Source organism: Corynebacterium mendelii, from assembly GCF_017307055.1.
GTDB classification, from domain to species: Bacteria; Actinomycetota; Actinomycetes; order Mycobacteriales; family Mycobacteriaceae; genus Corynebacterium; species Corynebacterium mendelii.
On the sequence record NZ_JAFLEQ010000016.1, the window covers coordinates 446,426 to 458,441 of the forward strand.

A 12,016-nucleotide genomic window follows, 5' to 3' on the forward strand; every position below is an offset into this window, starting at 1 on the left:
TAACCCCCGGGTCCGCGCCGACCGTGTCATGCGGTCACGCGGCCCGGGGGTTGTGGTGTGTGATGGTCAGTGCAGGATCAAACGGGCGGCAATCAACACCATGGTGACACCGATGCCGACATTGACCCACTTGTTGACCGTCGGATTCGACAACGGCTTGGCCAGTGCCGCGGCACCGTAGCCGATACTGGGAAACCAGATGGTGGAGGCGGCGATGGCGCCCGTGGCAAACAACCAGCGCCCCGATTCGCCGTACTGGTTGGCCATACCGCCGAGCATGACCACCACATCGACGTAGGTGCCGGGGTTCAACCAGGTCATCACCACTGCCGCCAGGACCGGTTGTTTCCAGTGTGCTGTCGCCGGTGCCTTATCGCGGACGGCGGTGGCCACGGCAGTGCCGGACGCGGGCGGGCCGTTGTGGGTGCCCGCGGTGCCGGGGTGCCGCTGCGGGTTTCCGGGCGCCGGATCCTGCTGCTCGACCACTGCGGCGGAGGAGCGTGTGAACGCGTCACGGAAACAGGTGAAGGCAAAGTAGCTGAGGTAGGCCACACCCGCCCACTTGAGGATCGACAGCACAATCGGGGCTTTGTCGATGAGCACGCCCACCCCGGCGGTGCCGCCGAGAATGAGAATAATGTCGCTGATCAGGCACACCAGAACCACGGCGGTGACTCCGGTGCGTTTGATGCCCTGCTTGAGCAGCAGGGCATTCTGCGGTCCGATGGCGATGATCAGTGATAAACCGACGGCCAGCCCGTGTACGACAATGTTCATGCCCATGATCAAACACCCGCATGTCATTAAAAGAAAATAACGCCGTGTTTCCAGGCGTAAGCAACGCTTAACCGGCCAGGTCAAAGTTTTTGTCCACGCAGAGTGCAGTGGTGTTGACGGTGCCGGTGGGCCACGAACTTAGGCCGTGCTCACACGGATGTGCCAGGGGGTCGGGACGGGGGGAAGGGGGATCGGCCGCAGTGTCTGCGGTGGCTCCCGGCGCCGCCCGTGCGGCGCCCGGCGCCCGACAGCCGGGTGCCGGGCGGGGCGGAACAGAACGGCGGAAGCGCCGGCAGCCGTTATAGAATCAGCCCGTGAATCCCGTGCATCTGGAAACCCTGCTCGCTGTTGTTGACGAGGGCTCGTTCGACGCCGCCGCCGACCAGCTGGCTGTGACCCCCTCGGCTGTCAGCCAGCGGATCAAGGCACTCGAACAGTCAACAGGCCGGGTTCTGGTGCGCCGCATGCAGCCGGTGACCGCCACCGAGGCGGGGGAGGTGCTGGCCCAGGCGGCCCGCCGCATGCGGCTTCTGCAGGCCGAAACCGACGCCCAACTGACCGGCCGGCTGGCCCGGGTTCCGTTGTCGGTGGCCATCAACGCCGATTCCCTGGCCACCTGGTTTCCCGCCGTCATGGCCGAAGTCGCCGGGTGGGACGGGGCGTGTCTCAGACTGCACATTGAAGACGAAGCCCACTCGGTGGCGCTGCTGCGCCGCGGCGACTGTGTCGGTGCCGTTACCCGGGAACACACCCCGGTGTCGGGATGCGAAACCACCGAACTGGGGGTGATGACCTACCGGGCCTGTGCCTCACCGGCCCTGGCCGCCCACTACACCCGGGCTGACGGCAGCATCGACTGGGCGGCCATGCCGGCCCTGCGCTACGGGCCGAAAGACAAAATCCAGGACGGTGACCTGAAAGGACGGCTCGACACACCGCCCCGCAACCGGCGCATCAGCCAGGTGCCGTCATCGGAAGGATTCCTCGAAGCCGTCCGCGTCGGCCTGGGCTGGGGACTGGTCCCCGACCAGCAGTCACGGCAGCTGGTGTCCTCCGGGCAGCTGGTTGTCCTGGACGACCGGGTGGAAACAGTCGCCCTCCACTGGCAGCACTGGCGGCTGGAATCACCGCTTCTGACACAACTGACCGAGGCAGTCACCCGGGCCGCCGCCGCCACCCTGGATCCGGTCAGCCGGTGACACACGCGCACACAGTCGGGCACGGCACAGCAGACAATGGCCCCCAGGGGCCGTCCACCCCGGGGCAGCTGCCACAACAAACCCCACGACGGTGTCCGCCCCGCCGGTGGAGCGCACCTGTGGCGGTGGCCGGCGCCATCATCGGCACCCTGGTGGCCGCCGGATGCGCCGGCCCACCGGCACCACCGGCCACCGGGACAGCCACCGTGGCCGCCACCACCGTCACCGTCACCGACACCGCGGTGCCCCAGATACTCGAGGATCTGGCCGATGCCGCCACCGGCACCCGTCCGGCCGCCCAGCCGGCCACCACCCACACCACCCACCCCACAGCAGCCGGCGGCGGGACACCGGCGGCCACACCCCGCTACCGGCTCATCGCCGCGCCTGCCACGGCCCGGGAACGCCTGGCCGGACTGGCGGTGAAAGGCCGGGCCCCGGCAACCGGCTACAGCCGGCGGGAATTCGGGCAGCGCTGGAGCGATGACGTCACCGTCGAATTCGGCCACAACGGCTGCGACACCCGAAACGACATACTGCGACGAGACCTTGCCGCCGTGTCCGCCAAACCGGGCACCCGCGGGTGCGTGGTGCAAAGCGGAGTCCTTGACGGGCCCTACACCGGGCGAACCATCAGCTTCCGGCGCGGACAGCACACCTCGGCGAAAGTGCACATCGACCACGTTGTCGCCTTGTCGGACGCGTGGCAGAAAGGCGCCCAACAGCTGGACGGGGACACCCGCCGCAACTTCGCCAACGACCCCGACAACCTGCTGGCCGTCGACGGTGCGGCCAATATGGCCAAACGCGACGGCGACGCCGCCACCTGGCTGCCACCGAACAAACCCTTCCGCTGCGCCTACGCCATCAGACAAATCGTGGTCAAAGACCGCTACCGGCTGTGGGTCACCCAAGCCGAACACGACGCGCTGGCCAGACAACTGGACACCTGCCCGCAGTAACACCCGCCCCCGCCCGGCCCGGCCCCGGCAGCCGGTGACAGCGGACACCCCGGCGGCGGGAGCAACCCCGCCGCGGGTTGCGGGGCGGATTTTTCAAACCCCCACCGGCGCGGGCCACCCCACAACAGACGGTTTTTCCCTACTGTTGGGGACATGAACGACACATCCGCTTCCAGCAGCAACGGACCCGACCGGGCACAGCCCGGGGACGACATCCCCACCTACCGGCCCGCGGATTCCCGGCCGGTAACCCCCGACGGGATGCCCGGCACCCCGCCGCAGCCCACCCCGGACACGGCCCCGGCGACGGCGGCCGATGATCTGTACCGGCGCGCCGGGCGGGCCGAGCCGCAGCGTATTGAACCGGCGGCGGACAACAGCGACGCACCGACCGCCGTGTTCGCCGCGCCGGGCAACCAAACCCCGGCAAACGGCCCTGTCGCCCCGGCCACCGGTGCGGTGCCCCCCGCCGATACCGAGGCCACCACGGCGATTCCCGCCGTGGGATCCGCCCAGGCGGGGGAGCAGGCCCCCGCCCCGGCGGTGACCTATGATCCGGCCCTGCAGTCGGTGCCGCCGGGATATGATCCGGCCGGGCAGGCCATGCCGCCGGGATATGATCCGGCCGGGCAGGCCCAGGCGGCGCAGGCCCCGGCCCCGGTCGGCAAACGCGGCACCATCGATTTCGGTCTGTTCGTGCTGCGGGTCGTCTTCGCCGCTTTGCTGGTCTTCCAGGCGCTGTCGGTGCTGTTTGATCTGGATGGCGCCGGTGGGCTGCAGGCACGCGAAACCGCCCTGGCGGGCTATGCCTGGCCCGGTGCCCTGGCTATTGGCCTGACCTCCGTGGAACTGGCGGTGGGAGTGTTTTTGCTGCTCGGGCTGATCAGCCCGGTGGCCGCCGCCGGTGCCGTGGTGGTCACCAGTTTCAGCGCCCTGGAGACCATCACCGCCGCGGGGACGGCCGCATCCCCGCTTGCCTGGGATGATTCGGTGTGGCTGGCCCTGATGCTGGTGGCCCTCGCCGTGACTGTCCAATTCACCGGTCCGGGCCGGATCAGCGCCGATTTCTCCCGCGGCTGGGCCACCCGCCCCCTGGCCTCATCGTGGCTGTTTTTCCTCCTCGGTTCTGCCGCGGCGGCCGCCCTGTGGTGGTTTGCGGCCGTGGCGTAAAAAACCCCGCCCCACCATCCGCCCTGCATGTGCCCGCCCCCGGCCTGTCCGGCGGGTGGGGCACCCACCCGCGGCAGAGGGATTCCGCGGGCGAAGACGGTATTCGCCCGTCACCGCCGGCGCTGTCGTCTGGCAGCGAGGACGGTGCCGGTCCGCCACCGCCGGCGGGAATTACCGGCCGGGGCATCAACCGGTGCCGTTATCACCATCAACCAGAAAGGCGGGATGAATCCGCTGTGACTTCCACTCCGAGCGCCGACAAACGGTCGGCCGGTCTTGTTCTGCGATTTGTGTGCGGTCTCTGTGCCGGCGCCGCCACCGGGGCGGGGGTGTGGCTGGCCTTGATGGGCACCCACGCCACCGCCCCGTCCGCCTGGCAGTTCGGCGTGCTGCTGGTGGCCGTCACGGTGCTGGTGGCGGCGGCAACCTGGTGGTGGAAACCGTCCGCCGGGGCGGGCACTGTGGTGGGGCTGGCATTCGGCTACTCGCCGGTATTCGGGGTGTGGGCGAAAAACCACATCACCGGGCTGTGGCCCACCTGGATGATCATGGCACTGACGGGCATGCTGCTGTTCGGTGCGATGGTTGTGGTGGTTGTGTTTTCCATTCGGCTGAAAATCACCGGACGCGCCCCCGAGGACACCGGTGCAGGGCTGGATATTCCCGACAGCCGCCGCAGCGCCCGGCGCACCGGGCCGACCGCCGACATCTTCGACGACTAGTCCGGCAAGGGTCGACAAAGCCCCCCACACCACCGGCTGCCCCGGCAGGTGGACCGTCCGCCTTCCGGGGCAGCCGCAGCCGCCGGTGCGCACACAGGGTGCCGGGACACGCCAACGGGGGCGCCATCGGCGCCCCGACCCGGCTTCGGCCGGGTTTTTTGCTGCCCCGCGGCGCCGTGTGCTGTGTCTTTTCCCGGAGAGTTGAAAACCGGAACCATTGCCATTAACTTATGGAAACGGATTTCAATTAACTTTCCGCGGCTGCCCGCCGCCCGATTTTCCGGGAGACGATCGTGTCACCAACTTTCCTCCGCCATGCACGCCGCACTGTTGCGGTTTTCGCCGTCACCGTGTTGGCGGCCATCGGCATGGTCCTGTCGGCCACCGTTGCCCGGGCGGTGGATCTCGCGGACGGGCACACCGATTTCATCAATGTGGTGGCTGATGAGAAGGGCAATCTGGTTCTCACCGTCAAAGAAGACATCACCGGGCATAATGTGCTGCGGCAGCCGGAAGATGTTCAGCTGGTTGTCCGTGAGGAGGCCAAAACAAGCCTGGAGGGTCCCTTCTCCACTTTCGGGGAGACCGGCTGGCTGCTGCCGCTGACCCAAAAGCCCGGCCTGCTGTGGCCCGGTTTCGATACCCTGGGTGTCCAGTCCGCGGGGTTCGGCGCCATCGACATCGTCTTCGACAGGGTTGAGGGTCCGGGAAGCATTTACCTGGCCACCCAGGCCGACGGTTTCAGCACCGGTTTGGTTCCCCTTTTAAAGGACGGTTTCCAGGTGCGCTCCGGATCGGTGCGGCACCAGGCCAATCCGGCCCACGTCCACGCCTACTGGCTGTTCACCGAACCCGGCACCTACACCATGGAGGTCCATGCCACCGGCGGGGGAAAGACCTCGAACACGGGAACCTACACCTGGATCGTCGAAGGCAACGGTGACGGCAGCGGCACCGGCAGCGGTACCGGCACCGACCCGTCATCCGAGGCCGCGGCGCCCACCGCCACGGCCGGAACCGACACCGACGGGGGAAAGAAGGATTCGGCCACAGCAAGCTCCACCACCACGGCAACGCCCAGCAAACCCTACTTCAACCCGCTGGATGACCCGTGGCTCAATACCCCGGTCAGGCGGGATGAACCCACCGCGAAACGCCCGGCCGGCGCCGCATCCGGTTCCTCCGGGTTCGGCTCCTCCGGCAGCGGATACACCGCCAGTGATCCCGCACCCGCAGGTGATCGCACACCGCGCCGCAGCCAGGCCGACACACCCGGTGCCGCCGTGGACGACACGCCCCGGGCCGGGACCGCCGCCGGGCAGTGCACCCTGGTCGAACACACCGTCAGCGGGCAGGTGCTCACCCCGGTGATCCGTGATGACCGCACCGCGCCGGCCCGGATGGTCGACCCGGAAAGCCTGGTCTTCCACCTGGGGCCGAAAGCAACCGCGACCACCACTGTGCCGGTGGGTGCCATTGCGGCGGGAACCGAGGTCCACATGATCGGTGCCACCCAGGTCGACGAGGTGCCGTGGCTGGGCGCGAACACCATGAACGATGATCTTTTGGCCGCCACCACCGGTGAGGTCACCTGGCGGTTGACCGGTTTCACCGGCCCCGGCCGAATGGAGGTCTTTACCTCCGGCAACTTCGGGCAGGTGGTCGGCGACCGGTGGTTTTCCGCCGCCCCGGGACGGCCGTCCGGACAGGTGGTCATTGCCCGCAACACCCACGTCCACCCGAACTGGATCTTCGATACCCCCGGAACCTACACCGTGACGATCACCCAAACCGCCCGCACCCACAGCGGCACGGTCCTGGAAAAACCCACCACCTTGACCTTCACCGTCGGTGAGGGCGACGGGGTGAACTCCGGGCACTTTGATCTGGGGGCCACGGTGACCACCGCCACGAACACCGATGCCAGCTACGTTGATGCCGCCGGCCAGCCCTGTGATCCGCAGACCGGGACCCGGGTGGCCGAGACCGGCGGCGCAGCAGACGACACCACTGCCGGCCCGGCGGCCGCGGCATCCACGGCAACGGAGCCCGGCCGCCGGGGCGGGGCAGTGATGGCCAACACCGGTATTGATCCGCTTGTCGCAGCCGTACTGTTTGTGGCGGTGGCATGCCTGAGCCTGGGCCTTGCGCTGATGGGCGGGAGCCGGGTCCGTGACCTCTAGTCGTCCCGCCGGCCGGGGCGGCCGGCGGTGCGCCACAGCTGTGCTGGCGGTCGCGGCGACGGCGGCGGCCACCGGATGCTCCTCCGGTGGCCCGGCCGCGGCCGACCAGACCGTGGATGTGGTGACCACCACCGCGATCCTGGCTGACATCGCCTCCAATATCGCCGGTGACCGCGCCCGGGTCACCCCGCTGGTGCCCTACAACGCCGACCCCCACACCTATGAGCCGACCCTGCGCAGTGTGCGCAGCATCGCCAACGCCGATATCGCCTTCAGCACCAACCTGCTATTGGAACAACAGTCACTGATCAGGACGGTGGATGCCAACCTGCGCCCCGGTATCCGGCATGTGCAGCTGGCGGAAACCTCCGGCGGCTACGGGGCGGAACTGATCCCACTGGTGGAGGATTTGTCCCTGGACACCGTGTGGCTGGGCATGCGGGTGACCGGCAAAGCCACCGACAGCGGAGCCGATTCCTCAGCAACAGTGGAGGTCACCGCCACCGGTCTGGACGGCCCGGGCACGGCGTCGGCTTTCGTCACCGGCACCTTCGGTGATCCGGAAGTGTTTTTCGCCAGTGGTGACGGATTGGATGAAAGAAACGACACCCTGGTACTTCCCACCCACGCCCACACCCACATGAGCTGGATGTTCACCGAACCAGGTGTCTACCGGCTGGGGCTTTCAGCCCGCCTGGTCGACCACACCCGGTCCGGCGCCACAAAAGACCTGGGGCACACAGAGATCATCTTCGCCGTCGGTGTCGACCCGTCGGAGGCTTTCGCCGCAGCAGCACCGGCACCGGGACAGGCCACCCCGCGGGTCGTCGATTCCGGGCACCAGGACATTGCCGTGTCCCTGGACGGCGGATTCACCATCCGGGGCGACGCCGACGACAGCTCCTGCAAACACGACCACGACCATGATCATGACCACGACCATGACGGAGATGGCCATGAGGGCCGCGACCACGATCACGACGGTCAAGACCATGAGGGCCACGATCATAGCGGACATGACGATGGCAACGGCTGCACCAGTGACTTCACCTCGGAAACCAATGCCACGGTGATTGCGGTTCCCCCGTCGACACTGCAGCTGGTTCCCGCTGATGCCCGCTACCGGGCGGTGGGACGGCCGGGCACGGAAGCCTACATGCTGCGGCAGGCTGTCATCGGCAAACACGTTCACGGGGAGATCGACCCGCATGTGTGGCAGTCAGTGGACAATGTGGCCGCTTTCGCCGAACACATCCGCGATGAGCTGGTGGCTGCCGATCCTGCCGGGGCATCGATCTATGCCGACAATACCCGGCGCTACATCAATGAGCTGGCAGAGACCGACGCCTATGTCCGCCGCACCATAGACACCATTCCGGCCAACAGAAAACATCTGGTCACCACCCATGATGCCTACGGCTACCTGGGCAAAGCCTACGGGATGAAAATCGCCGGCTTTGTCACCCCGAACCCGTCGGTCGAACCCAGCCCGCGGGATCTGGCGGCCCTGGCCGCCACCCTCGACCAGCTGAAGGTTCCGGCGGTGTTTCTGGAACCGAACTTCACCAACCGGGCCAAAGACCTGGTGGCCGCGGCCGGGGCACGCGGAATCAGGGTGTGCCCCATTTGGGGCGACACTTTCGACGATACGGTTCGCACCTACACCGCGATGATGAAAGCCAACGCCGATTCACTGGCCGACTGTTTGGGTGGCACCCCCTCCTCACCGGTTCCGACAGGGGGCACACCATGACCTGCAGCATTCCCACCAATCCGGGCGGCAGTTTTTTCCCGCCGACCATGATTCCGATTCCGATCCACCAGGAGCGCACCCCTGTGACACACATTTCCCCCATCCGCCTGTTCACCCGCCGCTTTGTGGTGGCTGCGGTTGCCACCGCGGCGATGATGGTTGCCGCTGTGGCAGGTGGTGCCCCGGCCCAGGCGCAAGACGCTGGGGATCCGGCTCTCAAACAGACCGTCTCCGCCGACGAGAAAGTGGTGCCGGAAGGAAACCCGGTGGTCATTGACTCCGGGCACATTGACATCGGCCCGCTGATTGTCGACGGAGACCTACAACTGCTTTTCCGCGACGACACCGTCACCCCGCCGGTGTGGCGGCATTTCAGTGACGCGGTGTTTGTGTTGGGTGACAGTGCCCTGCAGACCATCCCCGAGGCCGGCAACGACTACGCCTTCACCGGTGCGAAGCCGGGACAGCAGGTTTGGGCGGTGCCGCAAAACCAGATAGCCGGGGTTCCCTGGCTGGGCTGGTCCACCCAGTCGCCGACGGTGACAGAACAGTTCGTCCGCGGCATGACCTTCACCTTCGGCCCCCACAGCGGTGACGGGGAAGTGTCGATGTTTGTGCAGTCCGGCGGTTTCGGCGGCCCGCAGAAACTGTTTTCCACCCTTGACGGTGACACCGCCAGCATTTTCGTTGAAATGCACACCCACTCCCACCTGAACTGGGTGTTCACCGAACCCGGCATCCACACCATGGTGGTGACCGCAACCGGTGAAACCCCCGCAGGGGACGCAACCTCAGCGCGCTCGACGATCACCTTTGCCGTCGGTGACGCGGATATCAGCGCAGCCAAAGACACCAGCGCCCGCACCGCCACAGACGCCGTCACCGGTTCTGCCGCAGACACCGCCGGATCTGAGGCCCAAGAAGAAACCACCACCGACACACCAGCCGAGACAAAGACGGACAACCCCGACCAGCCTGCGGCCACAACCGAGGACAGTGCGGCCGCGGACACCCCCAGCCAGCCCGCCGCCACCACAGAACCTGTCGCCCAGGACGTGGCCGACGGCGGCAACAACCGTGGCATGCTCATTGCTTTGGGTGTTGTCATGCTGCTGCTTGCCGGGGTGCTTGTCGGCGGGGCACTGGCCATCCGGGCGAAAATCAACCGCCGGGCAGGACTCAATCAGACAGGGGGGCAGGAGAGCTGATGAGTCAACCGCACACTCCCGGCACATCCCCTAGGCAACAGGTGCCGCCGGCAATCACGGTCACAGGCCTTCATGTGGTGCTCGGCCACAGGAAAGTCCTCGACAACATCAACCTGACCATAAAACGGGGAAGCTTCACCGGCATTCTGGGCCCCAACGGAGCCGGGAAAACCACGCTGTTGCGCAGCATTATCGGCACCACCCCGGTGACCGGGAAAGTAGCGGTCGACGGGGCGGTGGGTGCGAAACGCGCGGCCCGTATCGGCTATGTGCCGCAGCGCCACAACATCGACTGGAACTATCCGATCGATGTGGCCACAGCCGTATTCACCGGGCGCACCGGTGGGATGGGCTGGAGATTGTTCGCCGGTAAAGGCGACTGGGCGGCAGTGGGGACAGCCCTGGACAAAGTCGGTATCAGCCACCTGGCCAACCGGCCGATCGGGCAGTTGTCCGGCGGGCAGCGCCAGCGGGTGCTGCTGGCCCGGGCTCTGGCGAAAAACCCGTCGGTGCTGCTGCTTGATGAACCCTGTACCGGCCTGGACATGCCCGGCGAACACGAACTGCTTTTAACCTGCCGGTCGCTGGCCGAACACGGCACCACCGTGGTGATGACCACCCACGATATTGGCGGTGCCACCGATATCTGTGACCGGCTGGTACTGATTAACCGCAGCCTGCGGGCACATGCCAGGCCCGCCGAACTGATGTACCCCGAGATTTGGATGGACACCTTCGGTATCGGCCCCGACCACCATCTGCTGCGCACCGCAGGAGTAGTTGCCACAGGGGCAACTGGCCGTCACGCGTCCGGGAACACCACAAGGAGTCTGGGATGCTGACATTTGCCGATTTTCTTAACGATCTGACCAACCCGGCGCTGGCATTCCTGCCGAAAGCAGTCCTGGTGGCCGCCCTGTCATCCATCGTGTGCGGGCTGGTCGGCGTACACGTGGTGTTGCGCGGCATGGCTTTTATCGGTGATGCTGTCGCCCACGCCGTGTTTCCCGGAATTGCGGTGGCCTTCGTCTTCCAGGGGTCCTACCTGTTGGGTGGGGCAGTAGCCGGTATCGGTGTGGCCATTGCGGTGGCTCTGTTCGCCGCCACCGGAAGAGTCAAGGAAGATTCCTTGATCGGTATTTTGATGGCGGCGGCTTTCGCAGCAGGCCTGGTGATCATCAGCCGGGTCAACGGCTACACCGCGTCGCTGAGTTCCTTTCTGTTCGGATCGATCACGGGCGTGACCAACAGCGATATTGCCGCAGTGGGCCTGGTCGGTCTGGCGGTGGCGGTGGTCACCATCGGACTGCACCACAAAATCGTCACCGTCAGCCTGGACCGCGAATCAGCCCAGGCTTTGGGGCTGAAAGTCACCCTCATCGACACAGTGCTCTACGTGTGTGTCGCCGCCGCCGTGGTCATCAGTGTCGCCACCGTCGGCAACATTTTGGTGCTGGCCCTGCTGGTGACCCCGGCAGCCACCGCCCGGCTGCTGTCGAACTCTGTTGCCGCCATGCTGGTGATGTCTCCGGCAATCGGTGCCGTCGGCTCCTTTTTCGGCATCTATCTGGCCTGGTCGCTGGATGTTCCCACCGGTGCTGCCATTGTGCTTGTGCTGGCGGTGCTGTTCATGCTCGTGTGGGTGTTCGGCCCCACCGGACCCGTCAGAGAAAAACTCGTCCGCACCAACAGCACCAACCAGGCTGCCACCGCGGGCACGGCCACAACCAGCGGGGTGGACAGCCGATGAGCCACCACCGCCACTGCCCCCACTGCCAGGGGCAAAATCCCATTGTTTCCTGCCGCATCCTGCCGCCGATTCGTCCTGACCCGAAAGAAGCTGTCAGTGCCATCCACCATTAACGCATCCGCACTTTTTTAAAGATCAGGAACAATTAACAATGACTACCTCACGCTGGGCGGGAATCGCCCGGAAAACAGCGGCCGGGCTGGCAGCCGTAATACTCGGCGCAGCCACCGCCGCAGTACCACTGACCGCCACCGCTGCCGAAACCGAACAACAGGGATCCCACAGACCGGGT

General features: G+C 66.4%; 10 protein-coding genes. 9 read left to right on the top strand and 1 reads right to left on the bottom strand.

The features are described 5' to 3' along the window. Window positions 1-66: 66 nt before the first annotated feature. A complete protein-coding gene (locus JZY06_RS10290; RefSeq protein WP_207279443.1) occupies window positions 67-777 on the bottom strand; it encodes a LysE/ArgO family amino acid transporter in 711 nt (236 codons plus the stop codon). A gap of 314 nt (window positions 778-1,091) precedes the next feature. On the opposite strand from JZY06_RS10290, the gene JZY06_RS10295 reads away from it, so the two are divergent. The 9 genes from JZY06_RS10295 to JZY06_RS10335 all read left to right on the top strand — a co-directional run bounded on the left by JZY06_RS10295 (window position 1,092) and on the right by JZY06_RS10335 (window position 11,724). Continuing rightward, window positions 1,092-1,976, top strand: coding sequence for a LysR family transcriptional regulator ArgP (locus tag JZY06_RS10295; protein ID WP_207279444.1), 885 nt, complete (start codon window positions 1,092-1,094; stop codon window positions 1,974-1,976). Window positions 1,977-2,095: 119 nt separating this feature from the next. Beyond that, on the top strand, window positions 2,096-2,938 hold the full coding sequence (locus JZY06_RS10300) for an HNH endonuclease family protein (RefSeq protein WP_330617262.1): 843 nt from the start codon (window positions 2,096-2,098) through the stop codon (window positions 2,936-2,938). A 153-nt stretch (window positions 2,939-3,091) separates the two neighbouring features. Beyond that, window positions 3,092-4,108, top strand: a complete 1,017-nt coding sequence (locus JZY06_RS10305; RefSeq protein WP_207279445.1) for a DoxX family protein — start codon at window positions 3,092-3,094, stop codon at window positions 4,106-4,108. Window positions 4,109-4,344: 236 nt separating this feature from the next. Then, window positions 4,345-4,830 carry a hypothetical protein gene (locus tag JZY06_RS10310; RefSeq protein WP_207279446.1) on the top strand — a complete coding sequence of 162 codons (486 nt, stop codon included), beginning with the start codon at window positions 4,345-4,347 and terminating at the stop codon, window positions 4,828-4,830. A gap of 293 nt (window positions 4,831-5,123) precedes the next feature. Then, window positions 5,124-7,013: a TIGR03773 family transporter-associated surface protein gene (locus tag JZY06_RS10315; protein WP_207279447.1), complete on the top strand. Its 1,890-nt coding sequence runs from the start codon at window positions 5,124-5,126 to the stop codon at window positions 7,011-7,013. Further along, window positions 7,003-8,766, top strand: a complete 1,764-nt coding sequence (locus JZY06_RS10320; protein ID WP_207279448.1) for a metal ABC transporter solute-binding protein, Zn/Mn family — start codon at window positions 7,003-7,005, stop codon at window positions 8,764-8,766. Before JZY06_RS10315 ends, JZY06_RS10320 begins: the two co-directional genes overlap by 11 nt. Next, entirely contained in the window at window positions 8,763-9,974 is a 1,212-nt protein-coding gene (locus JZY06_RS10325) for a choice-of-anchor M domain-containing protein (protein ID WP_207279449.1), read from the top strand. Before JZY06_RS10320 ends, JZY06_RS10325 begins: the two co-directional genes overlap by 4 nt. Beyond that, window positions 9,974-10,816, top strand: a complete 843-nt coding sequence (locus JZY06_RS10330) for an anchored repeat-type ABC transporter ATP-binding subunit (protein ID WP_207279450.1) — start codon at window positions 9,974-9,976, stop codon at window positions 10,814-10,816. Before JZY06_RS10325 ends, JZY06_RS10330 begins: the two co-directional genes overlap by 1 nt. Then, window positions 10,810-11,724, top strand: a complete 915-nt coding sequence (locus tag JZY06_RS10335) for an anchored repeat-type ABC transporter permease subunit (RefSeq protein ID WP_207279451.1) — start codon at window positions 10,810-10,812, stop codon at window positions 11,722-11,724. The genes JZY06_RS10330 and JZY06_RS10335 overlap by 7 nt, the downstream gene beginning before the upstream one ends. The last annotated feature ends 292 nt before the right edge of the window (window positions 11,725-12,016 follow it).

Coding starts and splice junctions, on each gene's coding strand:
- JZY06_RS10330 (WP_207279450.1), top strand. CDS start 9,974: ATGAGTCAACCGCACACTCCCGGCACATCCCCTAGGCAACAGGTGCCG.
- JZY06_RS10290 (WP_207279443.1), bottom strand. CDS start 777: ATGAACATTGTCGTACACGGGCTGGCCGTCGGTTTATCACTGATCATC.
- JZY06_RS10325 (WP_207279449.1), top strand. CDS start 8,763: ATGACCTGCAGCATTCCCACCAATCCGGGCGGCAGTTTTTTCCCGCCG.
- JZY06_RS10305 (WP_207279445.1), top strand. CDS start 3,092: ATGAACGACACATCCGCTTCCAGCAGCAACGGACCCGACCGGGCACAG.
- JZY06_RS10335 (WP_207279451.1), top strand. CDS start 10,810: ATGCTGACATTTGCCGATTTTCTTAACGATCTGACCAACCCGGCGCTG.